The organism is Flavobacterium maritimum (assembly GCF_040049085.1).
Classification (GTDB): Bacteria; Bacteroidota; Bacteroidia; order Flavobacteriales; family Flavobacteriaceae; genus Flavobacterium; species Flavobacterium maritimum.
The window spans coordinates 646672-669080 of record NZ_JBDLZY010000002.1 but is presented as its reverse complement, the minus strand read 5'-3'; the positions used below and the strand labels follow the sequence as shown (position 1 = coordinate 669080).

Annotated in this window: 15 protein-coding genes; 10 read left to right on the top strand and 5 right to left on the bottom strand. The window is 36.6% G+C overall.

The features are described from left to right. Positions 1 to 73 precede the first annotated feature (73 nt). On the bottom strand, positions 74 to 4132 hold the full coding sequence (locus ABEB23_RS06840; RefSeq protein WP_348811762.1) for a DUF7948 domain-containing protein: 4059 nt from the start codon (positions 4130 to 4132) through the stop codon (positions 74 to 76). A 160-nt stretch (positions 4133 to 4292) separates the two neighbouring features. On the opposite strand from ABEB23_RS06840, the gene ABEB23_RS06835 reads away from it, so the two are divergent. Continuing rightward, on the top strand, positions 4293 to 6509 hold the full coding sequence (locus ABEB23_RS06835) for a B12-binding domain-containing radical SAM protein (protein ID WP_348811761.1): 2217 nt from the start codon (positions 4293 to 4295) through the stop codon (positions 6507 to 6509). Between the two features lie 107 nt (positions 6510 to 6616). Here ABEB23_RS06835 and ABEB23_RS06830 read toward each other — a convergent pair whose 3' ends face one another. Then, positions 6617 to 7003, bottom strand: coding sequence for an ankyrin repeat domain-containing protein (locus tag ABEB23_RS06830; RefSeq protein WP_348811760.1), 387 nt, complete (start codon positions 7001 to 7003; stop codon positions 6617 to 6619). Between the two features lie 479 nt (positions 7004 to 7482). Here ABEB23_RS06830 and ABEB23_RS06825 point away from each other — a divergent pair, with 479 nt between their 5' ends. The 4 genes from ABEB23_RS06825 to ABEB23_RS06810 all read left to right on the top strand — a co-directional run bounded on the left by ABEB23_RS06825 (position 7483) and on the right by ABEB23_RS06810 (position 11769). Then, complete coding sequence (locus ABEB23_RS06825; protein ID WP_348811759.1) at positions 7483 to 7968, top strand: acyl-CoA carboxylase biotin carboxyl carrier protein subunit; 486 nt, start codon at positions 7483 to 7485, stop codon at positions 7966 to 7968. A 93-nt stretch (positions 7969 to 8061) separates the two neighbouring features. After that, on the top strand, positions 8062 to 9504 hold the full coding sequence (accC, locus tag ABEB23_RS06820) for an acetyl-CoA carboxylase biotin carboxylase subunit (RefSeq protein WP_348811757.1): 1443 nt from the start codon (positions 8062 to 8064) through the stop codon (positions 9502 to 9504). A 3-nt stretch (positions 9505 to 9507) separates the two neighbouring features. Next, positions 9508 to 11049, top strand: a complete 1542-nt coding sequence (locus tag ABEB23_RS06815) for an acyl-CoA carboxylase subunit beta (RefSeq protein ID WP_348811756.1) — start codon at positions 9508 to 9510, stop codon at positions 11047 to 11049. A 348-nt stretch (positions 11050 to 11397) separates the two neighbouring features. After that, positions 11398 to 11769: a c-type cytochrome gene (locus tag ABEB23_RS06810; protein WP_348811755.1), complete on the top strand. Its 372-nt coding sequence runs from the start codon at positions 11398 to 11400 to the stop codon at positions 11767 to 11769. Positions 11770 to 11913: 144 nt separating this feature from the next. Here ABEB23_RS06810 and ABEB23_RS06805 read toward each other — a convergent pair whose 3' ends face one another. After that, positions 11914 to 12600 carry a response regulator transcription factor gene (locus tag ABEB23_RS06805; protein ID WP_348811754.1) on the bottom strand — a complete coding sequence of 229 codons (687 nt, stop codon included), beginning with the start codon at positions 12598 to 12600 and terminating at the stop codon, positions 11914 to 11916. Beyond that, positions 12600 to 13859, bottom strand: a complete 1260-nt coding sequence (locus ABEB23_RS06800) for a sensor histidine kinase (RefSeq protein WP_348811753.1) — start codon at positions 13857 to 13859, stop codon at positions 12600 to 12602. Before ABEB23_RS06800 ends, ABEB23_RS06805 begins: the two co-directional genes overlap by 1 nt. 170 nt (positions 13860 to 14029) lie before the next feature. Between ABEB23_RS06800 and ABEB23_RS06795 the strand changes: the two genes are divergently transcribed. The 5 genes from ABEB23_RS06795 (at position 14030) to ABEB23_RS06775 (ending at position 21004) form a co-directional block, all read left to right on the top strand. Continuing rightward, complete coding sequence (locus tag ABEB23_RS06795) at positions 14030 to 14437, top strand: DUF1573 domain-containing protein (RefSeq protein WP_348811752.1); 408 nt, start codon at positions 14030 to 14032, stop codon at positions 14435 to 14437. Between the two features lie 325 nt (positions 14438 to 14762). After that, positions 14763 to 15866 carry an SGNH/GDSL hydrolase family protein gene (locus tag ABEB23_RS06790; RefSeq protein WP_348811751.1) on the top strand — a complete coding sequence of 368 codons (1104 nt, stop codon included), beginning with the start codon at positions 14763 to 14765 and terminating at the stop codon, positions 15864 to 15866. After that, entirely contained in the window at positions 15856 to 17238 is a 1383-nt protein-coding gene (locus ABEB23_RS06785; protein WP_348811750.1) for a sialate O-acetylesterase, read from the top strand. The genes ABEB23_RS06790 and ABEB23_RS06785 overlap by 11 nt, the downstream gene beginning before the upstream one ends. Positions 17239 to 17560: 322 nt before the next feature. Further along, positions 17561 to 19873: a beta-glucosidase BglX gene (bglX, locus tag ABEB23_RS06780; RefSeq protein ID WP_348811749.1), complete on the top strand. Its 2313-nt coding sequence runs from the start codon at positions 17561 to 17563 to the stop codon at positions 19871 to 19873. Positions 19874 to 20047: 174 nt separating this feature from the next. Further along, positions 20048 to 21004, top strand: coding sequence for an aldo/keto reductase (locus tag ABEB23_RS06775; protein WP_348811747.1), 957 nt, complete (start codon positions 20048 to 20050; stop codon positions 21002 to 21004). Positions 21005 to 21062: 58 nt separating this feature from the next. Here the strand turns inward: ABEB23_RS06775 and ABEB23_RS06770 are convergent, their stop codons facing one another. Next, the gene (locus ABEB23_RS06770; RefSeq protein ID WP_348811746.1) at positions 21063 to 22355 is read right to left on the bottom strand and encodes a glycoside hydrolase 5 family protein; all 1293 of its coding nucleotides are present in this window, start codon (positions 22353 to 22355) and stop codon (positions 21063 to 21065) included. Positions 22356 to 22409: the final 54 nt, after the last annotated feature.

Sequence of the window (22409 nt, the reverse complement as noted above, 5' to 3'; positions counted from 1 at the left end):
CGGCGCAAAGATAACATTTCAAAATTAATGTAGATATTATTAGAGAAAGGTTATTTTTTGTAGTTAGGCGTTTTTATTTTTTTAAACTAAAATGGCCTTTGTATTCTTTTCCATTGTTTCGTGTAACGGCGAACCAATAGTCGGAAGCGGGTAGCTCTTGACCATTGAATGTTCCATCCCAAGAGTTGTTTTGGGTAAGTTCTTTGAGTAATTTCCCATATCGATCAAATATTTTTATAATCATACTTGTTTCCAAATCTGAAAACTTGATTTTCCAAGTATCATTATAACCATCACCATTTGGGGTAAAAAACTTTGGATACATCAGGAGATATATTTCATCCGTAACAGTACCGCATCCATTTTTATCCCTGACATGCACTGTGTATTCGCCACTATGCACATTCAAAAATTGGTTGCTGTCTTGAAAATGAATTCCATCAATAGAATATTCAAAATCACCGGCTCCGGTCACGTGAACGGTAATCATATTTTCAGTATCAGTCCAGTCTTTGGTTTCAATTGTATTTATAGTAGCAATAGTTGAATTTTTTACTGTAAAAGTTTTGGTGCTAGAACACGAAATAGTACTGTAATTATTTGTAACTGTTACTTCAAAATTCCCTGGATTTGTTACAATTATAGAAGCTGTTGTGGCACCTGTGGACCATAAGTAACTGTCGAAACCTGCCCCGGCATCAATAATAACAATATTGTTTTCACAAATTGGAACTACATCAGGAATAGAAATAATAGGTTTTGATACAAGGGTTAGGTTTAACTCAGCAATCGCGTAGCACGGGGTATTTGAATTGATCCTGACGTAGATTTTGTTGTCGCCTAAAACTAAGTTATAATTAGAAAAATTGCTAATTTGATCGGCTGTTAATTCATTTTCTGCTCCTTGAGAAGAAGTATAATAAGTGAAGTTATAAGTTGCATTAGCAATAAGTTTGAAATTATAATCAGATAGATTGACTATCTCTCTACCGTCGTTCAAATCATCACAAAATAATTCGGAATAATCATTGGCAGGTAAAGAGCTGATTAGGGAAACCGTTACTGCTAATCTATTAGTACTTTCACAATTATTTTCAGTTTGTGTGGCATAATAGGTTTTGCCATCGACTAATGGAGTAGTATTAGTCAAAAGATTGCCTAGAGTTAAGTTGTCATACCATTTTATGTTTGTTCCAACTACTGCAAGATTACTCAAAATTGGATTCTGACTGGTACAAAAGCTTTGGGCTGCAACTCCTGTTGGAGCCGGTGTGTTTTGAATGTTGACGAGGACAGTAATTCTCTCGCTTTCGCAGCCATTTATGGTTTGGGAAGCATAATACGTTTTGTTGTCTTCTAGCAAAGTTGTATTTGGTAATAGATTTCCAGCGGTTAATTGGTCATACCATTTTATGTTTTGTCCAGTTGTTATTGTAATATCGTTTAAAGTTGCATTTTGTTGGATGCAGAAAGTTTGAAGGGAAGTAGCTGTTGGCAATGGCTGACTGGTAATTGTAACAGTTTGGTTTTGATGCGATATGTTTCCATTGCCATCATCATAATCCCAAATAACAGTATAAGTTCCAGGCAGACTATAAGAAAGTGGACTTGTTGTATTTGCTGTAATTGCTCCTGAGCAAGCATCTATAGCGGTTGGTATTGATGTAATTTGTGTGTGACAATCTCCTGTGATTGTTGGGAGAGTTGTTATATTAGTCACAGGTGCTTCTATATCACCAATAATTACATCAATTTTTTTGGTATCATCACAACCACCGGTTCCTGTAATTAAGCAACTATATTCTCCACTATTGACAGCTGTTGCATTCGGTATTGTTGGGTTTTGATCTGTTGATGTAAAACCGTTTGGTCCTGTCCATGCGTAATTTGTTCCTCCAGATGCTTTTAGTTCTAATGTTTTGCCGATACAGACTGGAGAGTTACTTTCTATCTTAGGTATGCCAAGCATAACCGATTCTTTAAATTTCATTAGAAAATAATTATGAAATCCAAGAACGTTTGATTGATACGAACTCGCATCCGCAATACCGTTATTTTCACTTGATATACTACTTGCAAATATGTTATTGTTTTGGTCTAATGCTATTTTTGTTGGACTATCCATAGAATCTCCTCCAATATCTGTTCCCCAAATAAAATCTGCGTCTTTGGAAAACTTAGCAATATATCTTTCAAAATGTTTGTTTGATCTATAGGAACATGGAGTTGTTAATTTTGCATAAGAAAACCCAAAATTTGTAGCACCAAGATATATTGAATTGTTTCTAAAAACAATAGAATAAATATGGGCTTGTCCGATATAAGTACCCCAGATTCTTTTTCCATTGGTATTTAATTTGGCCAAAAAACCTTTGTATGAAAAAGGATTACTATTTTCAAAGCTGTCAGGCGTAGTTATATTATTGTTACTCGCAGTTTCACCACCTATATAAATGTTGTCTTCATCATCAATTTCAACTGCATATATATCTTCAATTTGCTCACCTCCGTAATAGGTTGCCCATGTTCTTTCTCCATCTAGTGAAAATTTGTATACAACTCCATCGGGATGAGTAATTGGGTCATGTAATTCCTGAAAAACTCCTGGGGTAGAAATATTGTTGAAACTATATGTTGTGCCGCCAATAACCAAGAAATTATTTTTTACTGCTATATCATTAAGTATATCACGAGTTTCCCCTCCTACATAAGTACTCCAAATTAAATTACCTGTAGATCCAAATTTAGTTAGAAATCCATCGACAGAATTAGAAAAATTTGGGTCTAGATTTAGGTGTGTTTGGAATTTGCTGTTTATTGCAATTCCTGTTGTACTAGCAGTCTGGCCAATCAAGTAAATGTTGTTACTAATGTCTACATCAACTGCAAAACCCAAATCCTGATCTTCGCCACCAAAATAAGTTGACCATAACCTAATGCCAGAACTATTAAATTTTGCCAAAAAAGCGTCTTGATAACCTCCTAAAGTTTGCTTGTATGATCCTACTGTACTTATGTCAGTTGGATCTTGAGTTGTACCCGTTACAATCAAATTATCCTGAAAATCTATTTTTATATCAGATATACCACAATAATTTTGACCGCCATAATAAGTTCCCCATAAACGATTTCCATTTGGACTGAATTTTTCAATAATGCCATTTAAATATGAGGAAGATTGTGTCGTTTGATGCGCCCCTGTTGTGGCATATGATGAATTTTGAGCATTTGTACTTCCAGCCACATATGCATTTCCAAAAGAGTCTGTGCTGATACTTGAAGTACTTAGTACTTGGGCTGAACCAGTGTGATCTCCATAAAAAGTTCCCCAAAGTCTTGTTGGGACTGGATCAATAATCACCGTCTTGTCAGAAACATTTTCTGAGCTTTCAAATCCATAAACATTCTTCTTAATTTTAGTATATCCAACAGCAATCTCTTTTTTAAGTTCCCCATCTTCAGTCCAACTGGCAGGAAGCGTTTCCTCCATTTCTCCAAAACGAACACTCATTCGGATTTTATTGTCAATCAATTCAGTTTGGGCTCCACTAAATTTTAATTGAATATCCGATATTTTTCCTTTTGGATGAATTACAAAATTGTATTCTACAGTTTTTGTAGGATCATTAGGAATAGAAAAAACAACATCAATATTAGGATAAATATTTTTGTATGTAACTTGTTTGTATTTATATACTCCAACAATTCCTTCAGATTTGTTAGGAACATTGTAATAGTTATCAAAATCAGTTGATTTTTGTTCAGTAATCAGTTCAACTTTTGGATTTGAATTAACAAAGTCGATGTCAATTCTATGATATTGATATTCTAAAGTATAATCGGAACGATTTTCATTATCTTTTGATGGAAGGGGCAAAGTTTTTTTTCGTTCGTTGTGAGAATGATTGATAGGATGTTTTTTTGCTTCATAAACATCATACGAAAAGCCGTTTTTTCTTAGCTGAACATTCAAACCCCCTGAGTTTAAAAGATACTTTACGGCATTGTTGGGTTTGCCTTTTTGGTCTATAATCTGACCTTTATTTTCACTAAAACCAATGGTTTTATTTTTATTCTGGGCAATTGAAGAAATTGTGATTAATACTATAAAGAAGAGTAATTTTAAGTTCACTAGATGCGGTTTTAAATAATTTTGTAAATGTAATTGAATCTTTACAAACTATCTAATGCGAGTTCTTATTTTGGGATAAATTGACAAATAGAAAAGTAACAAACCGCTTTTATGGATAGAAACTAAAAATATCCCTTATTTTTGCACAAAACATTTTCTTTTGAAAACCAAACTCTTCCTTATCACGCCGCCTTTCACACAACTGAATACTCCGTATCCGGCAACGGCTTATATAAAAGGCTTTTTGAATACCAAAAATATTGAGTCTGTTCAGGCGGATTTGGGTATTGAAGTGATTTTGAAATTGTTTTCGAAAGAAGGCTTGAAGAATTTGTTTGCTTTTTCAAAACCGAATGCCAAAAACATAACACCTAATAGCCAAAGAATTTTTGCTTTACAAGAGGAATACATTAAAACCATAGATCCCGTAATCGCTTTTCTGCAAGGGAAGAATCCAACTCTGGCGCTTCAGATTTGTCAGGAAGATTTCTTGCCGGAAGCATCACGATTTGCACAATTGGAAGAACTCGATTGGGCTTTTGGAACTATGGGAACACAAGACAAGGCGAAACATTTGGCCACTTTGTATCTTGAAGATATTTCTGATTTTATTGTGGAATGTGTTGATGCCAATTTTGGTTTCAGCAGGTATGCAGAACGTCTGGGCAGAAGTGCCAATTCTTTTGACGAATTATACGAAGCCTTGCAGCAAGAGCCAACCTATATTGATACTGTTTTACTTTCAATTTTAAAAGAGCAAATTGAATCCATTCAGCCCAGCTTATTTTTAATTTCGGTTCCGTTTCCAGGGAATTTATATTCGGCTTTTCGTTCCGCACAGTGGGTGAAGAAGCATCATCCTAACATTAAGATTTCGATGGGCGGTGGTTTCCCCAATACCGAATTGCGTTCGCTTTCCGATGCTCGCGTTTTTGAATTTTTCGATTACATCACTTTGGATGATGGAGAAACGCCAATTGAAGAACTTATAAATGCTGTCACTTCGAGTGTGTCTTCCCGAGCGGAGTCGAGGGACGAGAAGCAATATAAACGAACATTTCTTTTAGAAGAAGGAAAAGTAGTTTATAAAAATAATTCCACTAAACCAGATTACAAACAATCTCAAGTGGGAACCCCTGATTATTCTGATTTGCTTTTGGATAAATACATTTCGGTTATCGAAATTGTGAATCCGATGCACCGCATGTGGAGTGACGGACGTTGGAATAAACTCACCATGGCGCACGGTTGTTATTGGGGAAAATGCACTTTTTGTGATATCTCCTTAGATTATATAAAAGTGTACGAGCCTGTGGCTGCCAGTTTGTTGTGTGACCGAATGGAAGAGATGATTGCGCAGACGGGGCAAAACGGATTTCATTTTGTTGATGAAGCCGCGCCGCCAGCTTTGATGCGTGCTTTGGCTCTCGAAATCCTCCGTAGAAAATTAGCGGTGACCTGGTGGACAAACATTCGATTCGAAAAAAGTTTTACCAGAGACTTGTGTCTGTTACTCAAAGCTTCCGGTTGCATTGCTGTTTCCGGTGGTCTCGAAGTCGCTTCTGATAGATTACTGAAGCTGATAGACAAAGGTGTAACAGTAGAACAAGTTGCCAAAGTAACCCGTAATTTTACTGAAGCAGGCATTATGGTTCATGCTTATTTAATGTATGGTTATCCGACACAAACGGTTCAGGAAACGATTGATAGTCTTGAAATGGTGCGCCAGTTGTTTGAAGCAGGCATTTTGCAATCTGGTTTTTGGCATCAATTCGCGATGACAGCTCATAGTCCTGTGGGCATGTATCCGGAGAAATTTGGAGCGGTAAAAGAAACTGAAATTCTTGGGACTTTTGCTAATAACGATATTAATTATACCGATTCAACAGGAATCGACCACGATAAATTTAGTTTTGGATTAAAAAAATCCTTGTTCAATTTCATGCACGGAATCTGTTTTGACTATGAATTACAGGATTGGTTCGAGTTCAAAATTCCGAAGACGAAAATAAGTCCCGATTTTATTTTTGATGCTTTGCAGGAAGATGATGCGTTCAATATTAAACCTACCGCCAAAATCCTTTGGCTTGGAGGAAATCCTTCTGTAGAACATTTTACTAAATCCAAAAAAGGAAATTCCTGGGAAATGGTGACGCTTACTTTTCATGATAAAAAGGAAAGTTTCAACATACAAACCAATAAAAACGAAGGAGAATGGCTGGTAGATATTCTTCAAAAAATCTCCGTTGCGAATGCTAAAACCTATTCTTTTCAAGAAGTAAAAAGTGATTTTGAAACCCATTTAGAAGATTTTGAATTATTTTGGTATTCAAAGCCTGTGAATACCTTACGGGAATTTGGATTACTGGTTTTGTAATATGCCTTCAAAAAAAAATCGTTCCCAATAATTTTCAAAAATTTGAATTTTTTGGGAACGATTAGTTTTTAATGGTAAACAAAGCTTATTTGCCTTGTTATAATTGTTTATTTATGGTTTTTTAAAATTTCAATTGATTCAGTAGCATTTGAAAGTTCAGCATATTTCAAGGCAGTAAATCCATTAGAATCTTTTTCGTTGATTTTCACATTGCAGTTTTCTACAAGATACTTAACAATAGTCGCTTTATTGCTTCGAGCAGCAATCATCAATGGGGTTAATCCGTTTGATTTTTGATTTACATCTACACCGTATTCTATGAATTTTTTGACTATTTCAAGATCTCCTTTAATGATTGCAACACACAATGGTGTTACGTCATCAAGACTGATGGTTGTTTTTTCTTTATTAACAACCGAAATGGTGTTTGAGGCTGTTGAAATATTAATGAAAGCAAATAAGGCAATTCCTAAAAAAAAGATTGAATTTTTCATGATATTATGTTTTAAAAATTATTTGTTTTTTAGTTATAAATCGTTGTTCTAATTCGTACTCTAATTTACGAAAAAATATATCAATTAAATAAAAAATTCACAATTGAAAAGTTATTTTTATATTTTTGATATTGTTTTATGTGTTTTTATTGAATTATTGTTAATATATTAAGAGTTGGCAATATGTTAAAATTAATAAAAAAATGGTTTTTAAATAGTATTCGTAATGGCTTTTTTTTGCTGTAAATAGTTCGGTAAGTAATTTGATTGTAATTGAAGCTAAAGGAGTTCAAAAACGTAATAAATTAATCTAATAGGGATAACCTTTGGGCTGTTTTTTTACGGGAATTTGGATTACTGGTTTTGTAAAAGAAATTTATTTTTAAATAACTATATCAATTTAGCATAAAACTTCCTTTTTTCATTTACGAAAACGTTTTCTTTGTGTAATTTTACGGCCAATTAAAAAAAATACACCCATGAGTATTGGCTATAAAGTAAATGTAAATGATACTTTTCATTTTGATTTAAAAAAGAAAAGTATCTCAGAATTGGATGCAGTTAGTGTGGAAATCAATAAGTTCCATATACTTCACCAAAACACCCCTTTTAAGGCAGAGATTGTCTCTTCTGATTTTAATCAAAAAAGCTATACTGTAAAGGTGAATAGTAATACCTATACTGTTGCCATTTCAAATCCTTTGGATATTCTGATTAAAGAAATGGGTTTTGAAACAGGACTCAGTAAACAAGTAAATGCTATCAAGGCGCCTATGCCCGGATTAATTCTCGAAATTAGTGTGGTAGTGGGACAATCCGTAAAAGAAAACGACAACTTAATCATTTTGGGAGCGATGAAAATGGAAAACAGTTTCCTTTCGCCACGTGACGGGATCATCAAATCGATTTCGGTCGCTATGGGAGATGCTGTAGATAAAGGGCAGTTATTAATTGAGTTCGAATAGAGAAAAATCAGATAACAGATAAAAGAAACTAGAATTTTCATCTCTTTACTCTATAGTGAAACGGTTTTTATTCTTTTAATCTTATTATAAAATATGAAAAAAATATTAGTTGCCAATAGAGGGGAAATTGCCATCAGGGTAATGAAAACCGCGCAAAAAATGGGGATTAAAACCGTTGCAGTTTATTCTACCGTTGATAGAAATGCCCCACACGTAAAATTTGCCGATGAAGCGGTTTGTATAGGTGAAGCACCTTCGAGCCAATCGTATTTGTTAGGCAGTAAAATTATAGAAGTAGCCAAAGCCTTGAACGTGGATGCGATTCATCCCGGTTATGGATTCTTGAGCGAGAACGCTGATTTTGCTGAAGAAGCTGAAAAAAACAATATTATCTTTATTGGTCCAAAGTCTAAAGCGATTAAAATCATGGGAAGTAAACTGGCGGCCAAAGATGCTGTTAAGGAGTACAATATCCCGATGGTTCCTGGTTATGACGAAGCGATTACAGATGTTGAAAAAGCAAAAGTGGTAGCGAAGGAAATTGGTTTTCCAATTCTGATTAAAGCCTCTGCCGGAGGTGGTGGGAAAGGAATGCGTGTGGTCGAAACGGAAGCCGATTTTGAATCCCAAATGGATAGAGCAATCAGCGAAGCGATTTCTGCTTTTGGAGATGGTTCGGTTTTTATCGAAAAATATGTAGGTTCACCAAGACATATCGAAATTCAGGTAATGGCCGACAGTCATGGTAATGTTTTGTATTTATTCGAAAGGGAATGTAGTATTCAACGTCGTCACCAAAAAGTTATAGAAGAAGCCCCTTCTTCGGTTTTAACTCCGGAATTGCGTAAAAAAATGGGTGAAGCAGCTGTTTTAGTAGCTAAATCCTGTGATTATTTGGGAGCTGGAACCGTTGAGTTTTTATTAGACGAAAACAATAATTTTTACTTCCTTGAAATGAATACCCGTTTGCAGGTAGAGCATCCGGTTACGGAACTGATTACAGGTACCGACTTGGTTGAACTGCAAATTAGAGTGGCCAGGGGAGAAGCATTAGGAATTAAACAAGAGGATTTGCAGCTAAAAGGGCATGCTTTAGAATTGCGGGTGTATGCAGAAGATCCTTTAAATGATTTCTTGCCGAGTGTTGGTCATTTGGATGTGTATCAATTGCCTGTTGGCGAAGGTATTCGTGTAGATAATGGTTTTGAACAAGGCATGGATATTCCTATTTATTATGATCCGATGCTGGCCAAACTAATTACTTATGGGCAAACCCGTGAAGAAGCGATTCAATTGATGATCAAAGCTATTGAAGGCTATCAGGTAGAGGGTGTGCAGACAACTTTGCCTTTCGGGAAATTTGTTTTTGAACATGAGGCATTTCGTTCGGGAAAATTTGATACTCATTTCGTTAAGAAATATTACAATGCCGAGATGTTGAAACAACAAATGGCGCAAGAAGCCGAAATCGCTGCTTTGGTAGCGTTGAAACAGTATTTTGAAGACCAAAAAATCGTACGCTTACCAATTCAGTAAATTATGGAATCTAAAATAAAAACACTAAACGATAAAATTGCCGAAGCCCATTTAGGAGGAGGTAAAAAGCGTATTGAAAAACAACACGCGAATAAAAAACTGACAGCGAGAGAGCGTATCAATTATTTGATGGATGAAGGTTCTTTTGAAGAGATTGGGATGTTGGTGACGCACCGAACAACTGATTTCGGAATGGAAACCGAAATGTATTACGGGGATGGTGTAGTTACAGGGTACGGAACTATCAATGGAAGATTGGTTTACATTTTTGCTCAGGATTTTACGGTTTTTGGAGGTTCGCTATCCGAAACGCATGCCGAAAAAATTTGTAAAATCATGGATATGGCGGTCAAAATGGGTGCACCTATGATTGGATTAAATGATTCAGGTGGCGCACGTATTCAGGAAGGCGTTCGTTCTTTGGGCGGTTATGCCGATATTTTCTTTAGAAATGTACAAGCCAGCGGTGTGATTCCGCAAATCTCTGCGATTATGGGGCCTTGTGCTGGTGGAGCGGTTTATTCTCCTGCCATGACTGATTTTACGATGATGGTTGAAGACACCAGTTATATGTTTGTAACGGGTCCGAATGTGGTGAAAACGGTGACCAATGAAACCGTAACTTCAGAAGAATTGGGAGGAGCGAGCACGCATTCCAGTAAATCAGGTGTGGCGCATTGTACTTCAGCCAATGATGTGGTTTGTTTGGAAGATCTCAAACGTTTGTTGAGTTATTTGCCTCAAAACAATAAAGAAACCCCGCGTAATTTACCGTACGAACTCAACGATGAGATACGCGATCAATTATCGGATATTATTCCGGATAATCCGAATAAACCATATGATATGCATAGTGTGATCGGTGGGATTATTGACGAAGATTCGTTTTTTGAAATTCATAAAAATTATGCCGAAAATATCCTTGTGGGTTTTGCCCGTTTGGGAGGGCGAAGCATTGGAATTGTGGCCAATCAACCAATGTTTTTAGCAGGTTGTCTGGATGTCAACAGTTCGATAAAAGCAGCTCGATTTACCCGTTTTTGTGATGCCTTTAATATTCCATTACTGGTACTGGTAGATGTACCTGGCTTTTTACCGGGAACGGATCAAGAGTGGAACGGAATTATCGTTCACGGAGCGAAATTACTTTATGCCTTGAGCGAGGCAACTGTGCCCAGAGTAACCTTGATTACACGTAAAGCGTATGGTGGTGCTTATGATGTAATGAACTCCAAACACATTGGTGCCGACATGAATTTTGCCTGGCCAACTGCCGAAATTGCCGTTATGGGTGCCAAAGGTGCTTCTGAAATTATCTTTAAAAAAGAAATCAGTGATGCCGAAGACCATGAGGCTAAACTCTTGGAAAAAGAAGCAGAATATGCCGAATTGTTTGCGAATCCTTATACCGCAGCCCAGAGAGGTTTTGTGGATGAAGTTATCCTGCCAAAAGACAGCCGACGCAAATTAATCAAAGCCTTTAGTATGCTCGAAAACAAAGTAAGTGTTACTCCTAATAGAAAACACGGGAATATTCCTTTGTAATCTTTGGATAGAAATTGAAAAACCACCTGATAAGGGTGGTTTTTTGTTTTAATTTTGTTACCGAAGTATCTAATCTTTACAGGGATTGACAAATAAATAAACCTTTGTTTTTTTAATTGGTTGGTAAAATTTTTTCAGGTTTAGTGTTGTGCAAAAAGATACTATTTATCGCAATCCCAACACACCATGATTTGATTAAAAATCGTTGATAGTATTTTGTACGTTATTTTTACATATATTTATAGTTGTCTTTGTGTTAGCTCGGAAATACATCATGCAGGGAGTAGACGTAGTTATAGGATTTTAAGTTGGAGAATCTATTTTATTAACCTAATAAATGAATTGACAATGAAAAAAGTAAAAGCAATCTGTTCTGTACTAGTTGTAGCTTTAGCAGTAATGTCTTGTAGTGGAGGCGATGACTCATCGTCTACAGAAACACCACCGCCAGGAGGAGGAGGGACAGTAACCAATCCTACTTATACGGCTAATATTAAAGCCATAATTGATGCTAATTGTATCAGTTGTCATGGCCCAGGGGGAGAAAATAGTAGCGTTCCTCTTCAAACGTATGCACAAGTTAGTGCCAAAGCTGCGGATATTAAAATTAGAATTGAAAAACCTGTTGGGGATCCGCTCGTGATGCCTAAAGGAGGGAAATTGTCACAGTCTAAGATTGATTTGATCAATAAATGGATTGCTAATGGAATGCCTAATTAAATTATTGCCGAAATATTTAAAAACCAAAATAGTTAAACCAAACCTATAAAAAAGCTCTAAACCGATTATGATTTAGAGCTTTTTATATTTATACCTGAGCTTTAAAAATATTAAATTAAATGCGTTTGACTTGATTTTTAATCATTAGCCCACCAAAAAACGAAACCCAATCCCATGTAAATTTTCAATTGCAATGTCTTTCTCGTTGGCGAGGATTTTTCGCAGGCGGGAAATAAAAACATCCAGACTACGGCCCATAAAATAGTCGTCATTGCCCCAAAGGGAAGTGAGAATTTGTTCCCTTTTCAGGACAACATTTTTATTGTCAAGGAATAATTTAAGGAGTTCAGCCTCGCGTTGTGTGAGGCTTATTTTTTCGTTTTCGTGTAGTAAAATAAAATTTTTGGTATCGAATTGGTATTTCCCAATTGCATACATTGATTTTTCGGGGGCGTTATTTTTATGGGAACGCTTCAGGAAAATTTCAATTTTTAACAGCAGTTCCTCTATGCTAAAAGGCTTTACGAGATAATCATCGGCACCCAAACGCAGTCCTTTGATGCGGTCTTCTTTCAAGGTTTTTGCCGAAAGGAAAATAATCGGAATATCGGTATTGCTTTTTCGTATTTCTGTGGCCAATTCAAATCCATCCATTTTTGGCATCATAATATCCAGAATACAAATATCAAAACGGCCAGTTTTGAAGGTTTCCAAAGCTGTTTTTCCATCTTCACAATGTGAAACGTCATAGTGATTTTGTTCCAGATTGTCTTTGGTCAGGAACGCCAGTGTGGCATCGTCTTCGGCATAAAGAATTCGGGAAGTACTCATTAATTATTCGGAATTAAAATAGTTATGGTAATGCCTTTTTCGGGATTATTGGCTGCGCTAATTTTCCAATGATGCAAGTTGCAAATCTTTTTTACATAATACAAACCTAATCCAAAGCCATTTACTTCATTGCTTTTTTGTGTTGGTATTCTATAAAATTTATCAAAGATAAAGGAAAGGTTTTTATTCGAAATCCCGATGCCGTTATCTATAAATTCCAATTTTAATACTTGGTTTTCTTTCGATAATCGAATGATAATTTGTGGTTTGTCGTCACAATATTTCACCGCATTGTCCAGCAGATTGTAAACCAAATTAGTAAAATGAAAGGAATCGGCGAGTATTGATGTGTCTTGTGTAAGAGTTTCGATTGTTATGGTGGTATCCGGATATTTTAATCGGATGTTTTCGATGGCAATTTCAAGTACCGGAATAATGGTAATAGATTCTTTTTTTAATTCCAAAGGAGTATAATCCGATTTAGCGATGGTCAGGATTTTCTCGATATGTTGGTTGAGTTTATTGCTTTGGTTGATGATGATATCTGTATAGTTATGCAGTTTTTGATCTTCCAAAATAGGCTTTTGCTTTACTAAAAAATTAGAAGCAATTAATATTGACGACAAGGGTGTTTTGAATTCATGCGTCATATTATTGATGAAGTCCCGCTGTAAATCGGAGTATTTTTTTTGCTGTAAAAGCGTAAAAATCGAATAGACATAAATCAATAAAACAAAGATTAACACCAGCGATAACACAAACCAAAAACGTAGAGAACTGAACAGATAACTGGTTTCATTGGGGAATCGAATGGCAAAATAATACACCAGATTTTTATGTTTGGGAAAATAAACGGAGTGTTTTCCTTTTGATTGATCCGATAAAGAAACATAATTGCCATAAACCATTTCATCACTTTGGCAGTTGTACATGGCATACTCAAAATCGGTGGTGATGTTTATTTTTTTGAATTCGGTTTTCAAATAAAACTCCAAGATTTCAGGTTCAAAATCATTATCGACATTGACGATATAATAATCGTTGGCAATTTTTTTGACCGGATTTTCTATCGGCAATTCATGGCTGGTGCTCTGATATAGATTTTTGACCACTTCCAATAAAGCGATATGAGCTTTCTGGCTGAACTTTTTTTCCTCAAGATTAAAGGCTTCCTTAGTCCAGAGCAGTTGCGCGACCAAAATCCCAATAATGGCGATGAGTCCCAGAACAATGATGCTATTGAGTTTGTTTAGTTTCAAGTGAAAATAGTTTTTTGAAAGTGTAATATTAATCAAAAATACCTTTAAATATATCCATTAACAAGTCGTTAACAAACATTTGAAACTGCTTAACACCAGCCAGTGGTTTTCTGGTCTACTTTTGAATTGTTCAAAAAAAATTAAGACTATTAACTATAAAACTTTATATTATGAAAATCATCAAAATTTCAATGTTGGCCCTTGCTTTAGGATTAATGTCCTTTTCTGTTATCGCTCCAGCGAAAGCAATAATCGCTGAAACAAAGACAGTTGCTAGTACTATTTTATGGAAAGCAGAAAGTATTGATGTGGGTGAAATTCCACAAAACAAACCGAAAGCAATTGATTTCGAGTTTACAAATACCGGGAAAACTACTGTGATTATTACTAATGTTCACGGATCTTGTGGTTGTACTGCAACAGATTATACCAAAACACCAATTCTTCCTGGAAAAACAGCAAAAGTTACTGCAACTTATAATGCAGCCAATAAAGGAGCATTTACCAAAACAGTTACTGTTACGACTAATGCCGAAACAACTCCAAAAGTATTGACACTTAAAGGAATTGTTATTTAATAAAATAGGGTTAATTTGTAGTAAAGCACCAGATGAGTAATTGTCTGGTGCTTTTTTTTGTAAAAGCATATTTTTTATTACCATTTGATATTTTAGTATCTTTTTGAAATGATATAATAGAGTAGGTTTGCTATCAGTGTTTTTTATAAGTGCTTTTTAGAAGAGCTTTTATAAGTTTTTTATTTTGGGGTCGTAATTATAAAATTTTCCTTCCTACTTTTAATTCATTTAAATGAATAAGGAGTTTTGTTTCACCATAGCAATAGAATGAAACGGGATTTTTATAATTACCCCCAAATAATTTTGTTTACGTTAACCTTGTACAATGATGATTTTAAAAAAGAAATACCTTTTATTTTTACTGTTACTTCTTGCGCTTAATGTTAAGGCAAAAGAAAAAGAAAATTCCAATCCTCATTTTAATTATTCGGGTAGAATAGAAAAACTGGCTGATGACAAAGTAATTTTAATAGGTTCAGCAGCATCCGTTTCATTTAATTTCAAAGGCAGTTCGTGCAGCATTGCTTTGCAAAGTGTTGATTCCTGGGAACATCACAATTATGTTTCACTGGAACTCGATGGTGAATATATCGGTCGTCTACAAATAAAGAAAGGGGCGTTACAATCCTATCCGATTACCGTTTCCACAAAGAAGAAAATGCACCGTCTTACGATTTATAAAGCCACAGAAGCTTCTAATGGTGGTATTTTGTTTGGTGGAACCACTGCCAAACTAACAAAAATCACTCCTGAAAATAAAAAGAAAATTGAATTGATTGGGGATTCGATTACCTGTGGTATGGGGAATGATTTAACAACAATTCCTTGTGGTGCCGGAGAATGGTTTGATCAACATAATGCGTATTTGGCGTATGGACCGGTGCTTTCGAGAGCTGTTAATGCTGGTTTTGTTTTGAGCTCCGTTTCCGGAATCGGGATGTACCGAAACTGGAACGACGAGCATAAAGACGAAGCGATTATGCCTGATGTGTATGAAAATCTGTATTTGAACAGAACCAATACTAAGAGCTATGATTTTGCTTTTCAACCGGATATAGTAAGTATTTGTTTGGGAACAAATGATCTTTCGGACGGTGATGGTAAAAAAGAAAGATTGCCTTTTAATGAAGAAAAATACGTTTCGAATTACATTGATTTTATCAAAGTGGTTTATAAGCACGCTCCCAATACCAGAATTCTTTTGTTGAACAGTCCGATGGTTTCAGGGGACAATAATGTAACTTTAGTACGTTGTTTGAAAAAAGTCATTCAGGCTTTTGAAAATGACCAAGAACACAAAATGATTACTTTATTCGAATTTCAACCGATGACTCCTAAAGGTTGCGGATATCATCCTGATGTTGCCGATGATGAAGTGATGGCAGATCAATTAATTCCTTTCTTTAAAAAATTACTAGATGAAAAATAATACTATAATTACGTTTATTTTCTTTTTGATACTTTCTAATACCGCTATTGCAAATGTTACGCTGCCAAATATCTTTTCGGATAATATGGTTTTGCAGCGCAATAGTGAAGTTATGGTTTGGGGCTGGGCAAATCCGCAGGAAGAAGTAGTGATTAGTCCGAGTTGGAATAACGAAACGTATAAAATTAAAGCCAGCAATCAGGCTAAATGGGAAATTAATGTACCTACTCCAAAAGAAGGAGGACCTTATACCATTTCGATAAAAGGATACAATGAAATTGTATTGAAAAACATTTTGATTGGGGAAGTTTGGATTTGCTCCGGACAATCCAATATGGAAATGCCAGCGAGTTGGGGTATTGAAAATGGAGATGAGGAAGTAAAAAATGCCACGAATCCAAACATTCGTTTTTTTTCTGTTCCGAAATTAACCGCCACTACACCCCAAAATAATTTGTCGGGAAACTGGACTGAATGCACACCGGAGACGATGAAATATTTTAGTGCAGTTGGTTATTTCTTTGCCAAACGTTTGCAAGCCGATTTGAAAAATGTGCCTATAGGTTTGATTGGCTCAAATTGGGGAGGAACACCTGCAGAGATTTGGATGCCGGAAGAAGTCATTCAGAAGGATGCCGTTTTGTTAGCAGCAGCCAAAACAAGAAAAGAAGAATCGTATGGACCCAATCAACCGGGACGTGCTTTTAATGCTATGATTGCTCCATTGGCAGGATTCAAAATTGCCGGTGTGATTTGGTATCAAGGGGAAAGTAATGTGGGCTCAACGGTTTATGATAAAACCCTTTCGGCTTTAATTACTTCCTGGAGAAAATTATGGAAGTATGAGTTTCCATTTTATTATGTTCAGATTGCACCATATAAATATGGGGAAGATCATTTTGGAGGAGCCATTATTCGTGATGCACAGCGCAAAGTCTTACAGGAAGTTCCGAACACCGGAATGGTTATCACTAGCGATATTTCGCCTGTGGATGACATCCACCCAAAAGATAAAAAATCGGTTGGAACGCGTTTGGCTAATTTGGCGTTGGTGAATACCTATAAAACCAATACAGCATTGGTAAACGGCCCTCTTTATAAAGGTATTATCACTAAGAAAAATAAAATAACAGTCAGTTTTGATTATGCCGAAGGCTTGTATTTTGAAGCCAAAAAAGCTGACTTATTTGAAATTGCGGGAGCTGATAATGTGTTTTATAAAGCGACTGCTGTTATCAAAAATAATGCGGTCATACTGCAATCAAATCAGGTGAAAGAGCCTGTGAAAGTGCGTTACGCTTGGAAAAATACAGATCAGACGACACTTTTTAATAAAGCCAATTTGCCAGCCTCGTCTTTTATAAGTGAATAAAAAAGCGCAGTTTTTAGTCTCGGTTTCAGTTTTCTCCGGAGAGTTACTGGAACAGTTTTCAGATTAAAAAGGATGTGTTTTTTAAATTGACTCGCTTTTTATAAATATTATTTATAAAGCGAATAGAAATATGTACAGGCAATTATGAAAACTGCGACTGCGACTGAAAACTATTTAAAAATTGAAGTTGTTGTAAGGTCGCGTGAGGGATAGCAGGTGATATCCTCGTAGTCCCGATCCCGAAACCTCGGGACGGGACGGAGAGATAAAGCCGTATAGCCCGACCCTTGTGGTCACGCCCAAAAAAACAAAAAACCAAATTATGAAGAACAATACATTAATTATTGCGGGGATTTTTTCCCTGATTACCATTGGAACTATGAATGCACAGAAAAAACCACATTTAGATAAAACGAAACCTATTGAAGAACGCATTGATTTGTTGATGAAACAAATGACGCTAGAGGAAAAAGTGGGGCAGATGAACCAATATAACGGATTTTGGGAAGTAACCGGACCGGCACCAACAGGGGGAAATGCGGAACTGAAATACAAACATTTACGTGATGGATGGGTAGGTTCGATGCTATCAGTGCGTGGTGTGAAAGAAGTAAAAGCGGTTCAGAAAATTGCCGTTGAGGAAACTCGTTTGGGAATTCCGTTAATCATTGGTTTTGACGTGATTCACGGGTATAAAACCTTGAGTCCGATTCCGTTGGCCGAAGCGGCGAGTTGGGATATGGAAGCAATAAAGAAATCGGCTCAAGTGGCGGCAGATGAAGCTTCAGCAGTGGGAATTAACTGGACTTTTGGGCCCAATGTAGATATTTCGAATGATGCCCGTTGGGGTCGTGTGATGGAAGGTGCGGGAGAAGACCCGTATTTAGGGAGCAAGGTGGCAATTGCCAGAGTAAAAGGGTTTCAAGGAGATACCAAAGCTGATTTGGCTAAAGTAAACACAATTGCGGCTTGCGCTAAACATTTTGCGGCATATGGTTTTGCTGAATCCGGCAGAGATTATAATACTGTAGACATTAGCAATTCGAAATTGTACAACACCGTTTTACCTCCTTTTGAAGCGGCTGCAAATGCTGGAGTTCGTACGTTTATGAACTCGTTCAATATTCTGAATGGCATTCCGGCAACGGGAAACAGTTTTCTGCAAAGAGACATTTTGAAAGGGAAATGGAAGTTTGATGGATTTGTAGTCTCTGACTGGGCTTCGGTTCGTGAAATGATTGCACATGGTTATGCGAAAGATGGAGCAGAAGCAACACAAAAAGCTGTAACGGCAGGTTCAGATATGGACATGGAGTCGTATTTGTATGTGAACGAGTTGGCAAAATTGGTTAAGGAAGGAAAAGTAAGTGAAGCTTTGGTTGATGATGCGGTTCGCAGGGTTTTGAGAGTGAAATTTGAGTTGGGTTTATTTGATGATCCGTATCGATATTGTGACGAAAAGCGTGAAAAAGCAACGATTGGAAACAAAGCCAATAATGATGCAGTTTTGGATATGGCCAAAAAATCGATCGTGTTGTTGAAAAACGCTCCTTCTCCTTTAGGGAGAGATGGGATACTACCGCTAAAAAAATCAGGACAAAAAATTGCTTTGATTGGTGCCTTGGCGAATGATAAAAACAGTCCGTTGGGAAGTTGGAGGATTGCTTCAGATGATGATACAGCGGTTTCAGTTTTGGAAGGCATGCAGCAGTACAAAGGCAATCAATTGATGTTTGAAAAAGGAGCCGATCTGACGATTGGGAAAACGGCTTTTGTGGATGAATTGGTTTTCAATACCACTGATAAAAGCGGATTTGACGCTGCCAAGAAAGTGGCCGCTACTGCCGATGTTGTGGTGATAGTTTTGGGAGAACATGGCTTCCAGTCGGGAGAAGGACGCAGCAGAACGAATCTTGATTTACCAGGTGTTCAACAGGAATTATTGGAAGAAATATATAAGGTGAATCCAAATATTGTTTTGGTTTTAAATAACGGGAGACCATTGGCTTTGCCTTGGGCAGCCGAACATATTCCAGCCATTGTTGAGGCGTGGCATTTGGGGACTCAAACCGGAAACGCGGTAGCCCAGGTTTTATATGGCGATTATAATCCAAGTGGAAAATTACCAATGTCATTCCCAAGAAATGTGGGTCAAGTGCCTATTTATTATAATAATTACAGTACGGGAAGACCCGTAAATGCAGATAAAAACGTATTCTGGTCACATTTTACAGATGTGGAGAAAACGCCTTTGTATCCTTTTGGTTTTGGATTGAGTTATACGACTTTCGATTATAAAAATCTAAAACTCAATAAAACCGCTTTTGCAAAAGGGGAGCCAGTTGTGGTTTCTGTTGATGTGACCAATTCTGGGAATTATGATGGTAAAGAAGTCGTTCAGTTGTACATTCATGATGATGCAGCGAGTTTGGCCAGACCGGTAAAAGAGCTGAAAGGTTTTGAATTAGTTCATTTGAAAAAGGGAGAAACAAAAACGGTTACCTTGACTTTGACTGAAAAAGAACTTGGTTTTTATGACAATAACGGAAACTATTTGGTTGAAGCCGGAACTTTCAAAATCATGGTTGGCGGTAGTTCTGATAAAGGATTGGAAAGTGGGTTTGAATTGCAGTAAACTATGATCTTTAGTCGCTGAAAATTAAAAAAGCATCTCGACCCCGCTAGATGTGACTGAGGTGATTTTAAACCCGATTTGGAATTAAAAACAAGTCGGGTTTATTTGCATTATAAATCTACGAGTACGAACTTTACACATTATAAAAATAAAAATCAATCTTAAATTGAAGCAATGAAGTACAACAGATGTGGGAAAAGTGGTTTGTTACTGCCACAAATATCATTAGGATTATGGCATAACTTCGGTTCTGTAGATAGTTTCGAAAATGCCGAAAGCATTGCTAAAGCTGCTTTTGATAAAGGAATTACCCATTTTGATTTGGCCAACAATTACGGTCCTGTTCCCGGTTCAGCGGAGACAAATTTTGGTAAAATCCTGAAGAATAATTTTCAGGGAAACCTACGTGACGAAATTGTAATTACGACCAAAGCAGGTTATACCATGTGGGATGGTCCTTATGGTGACTGGGGTTCCCGCAAGTATTTATTGTCCAGTTTAGATCAGAGTTTAAAGCGAATGAATCTGGAGTATGTGGATATTTTCTATTCGCATCGTTTTGATCCTGAAACACCTTTGGAAGAAACGATGATGGCTTTGGATTATGCTGTTCGAAGCGGAAAAGCGTTGTATGCGGGGATATCCAATTACAATCCGGAACAGACCAGAGAAGCTACCGATATCCTGAAACGATTGGGAACACCTTGTTTGATTCATCAAGTCAAATATTCAATGTTTGTTCGAACGCCTGAAGAAGGATTACTCGATGTCCTCGAAGAAAAAGGGGTGGGCTGTATTGCTTTTTCACCTTTGGCACAAGGACTTTTAACCGACAAATACCTCAAAGGAATTCCTGAAAACTCCCGTGCTCATAATCCAAATGGACATTTAAAAGAAGATGAGGTTTCAGAGGAAAGAATTCAGAAAATCATTAAATTAAATGATATTGCTAAACAAAGAAATCAGTCCTTGGCCCAAATGGCTTTGGCTTGGTTGTTAAAAGATAATAGAGTCACTTCAGTCTTGATTGGTGCCAGTTCGGTGGGACAATTGAACAATAATATTGACAGTTTACAAAATCTAGAATTTTCATCAGATGAATTACATGCAATCGAAACTATTTTGAAATAGATTATTATTCTGTATCGTATGGTAGAGACGCACTGCAGTGCGTCTCTACTACATATAATTATTTCAATTTCAAATTATACTTTTTTACCAATTCCAAAGTTGATTTATCAGTAGAAAAAACACTGTTCAAACCCTGTGGTTCTTGTGGAGGATCAGTTGTCAAAGGATCTCCGGGATTCCATTTTCCGTCTTTGGTGATTGCTTTTCCTTCACCACCAAAACCCCAAAAATTAGCAGCTTGCAACGGACCATTATTTTTATGACTCTCGGCAACTCTTTGAAATATATAATTGTAAAAAATATCCCTGTTGGCTACAGATGCGGTTGAAACTAAACCTTCATTTTCTCTTGGCAAACCAAACTCTTCAATGATGATCGGTCTTTTTAGATTGTTGGCAACTGTGATGTGGTCGTCAATATATTTTCCGGCATTTTCAATGGTTGTTGGCAACGTTCGAGCGGCATCATCGGCTTTGAACCAATTCCAGTTTTTTGGCCAAATGTGCATTGTCAGATAATCAATTTTCGGGTTTTTATGCGTTCGCTCAAAAGTCTCCATACTATCATTAGAGCTGTTTTTTCCCTCAGAACCAGTAGAAATTAAATGATTTTTATCTAAGCTATCAATTAAATCAACAATAGAATTTAACCAAACAGTAAATTTCGCCTCATTTTCAGGCGTGAAAGTGCGCGGTTCATTCCCCACTTGCCACGCCATAATCGTATTGTCTTCGGTGTATTTTCTTTTGGTATAGGCATTTGTCCTTCCTAAGATAAACTTCACATGATTGTTTAATCCCTCCATGCAAGGTTCGCAGTCATGAAATTTTTCGGTATAACTCATAAACTGTGGCCAAGTGTTTGGAGCGATATTCGGAACCGGAATCGCACCATGACCATTCCATTCCAAATATTGTGACATACCGCCAGACCATTCCCAGTTATTGGTCAAATACAAGACCGCATACATCTTGCGTTTACCCATTTCATAAATCAAAAAATCCAAACCATCCAGCAAGTCTTCATCGTATTTTCCTTGCTCATATTGCAAGGCCGGACGAACCGTATAATCATATTTTCCGCCATCGGCACCAACTAAAATTCGCAAGTTATCAATACCGTTTTTTTGCATGAGATCCAATTCTCGAAGAAGTCTTTTTCGGTCGCCTACTTTTTTGGACGCCAGTAAACTTCCGTACCAATAATTGGTGCCGATATACGAATACGGTTTATCGCCTTTGTAAAATTGCGTTCCTTTTACAGTGATTCTGGCTTGTTCTTTTTGAGCCTGACAAGAGATATTGGCAAAACAAAAAAGGGCAAAAACTATTTTTAGTACTGATTTATTCATGTTTGATTTTATTTATTTCAGGAGCTATGTCCTGCTATTCGTTTCAAGTCCTCA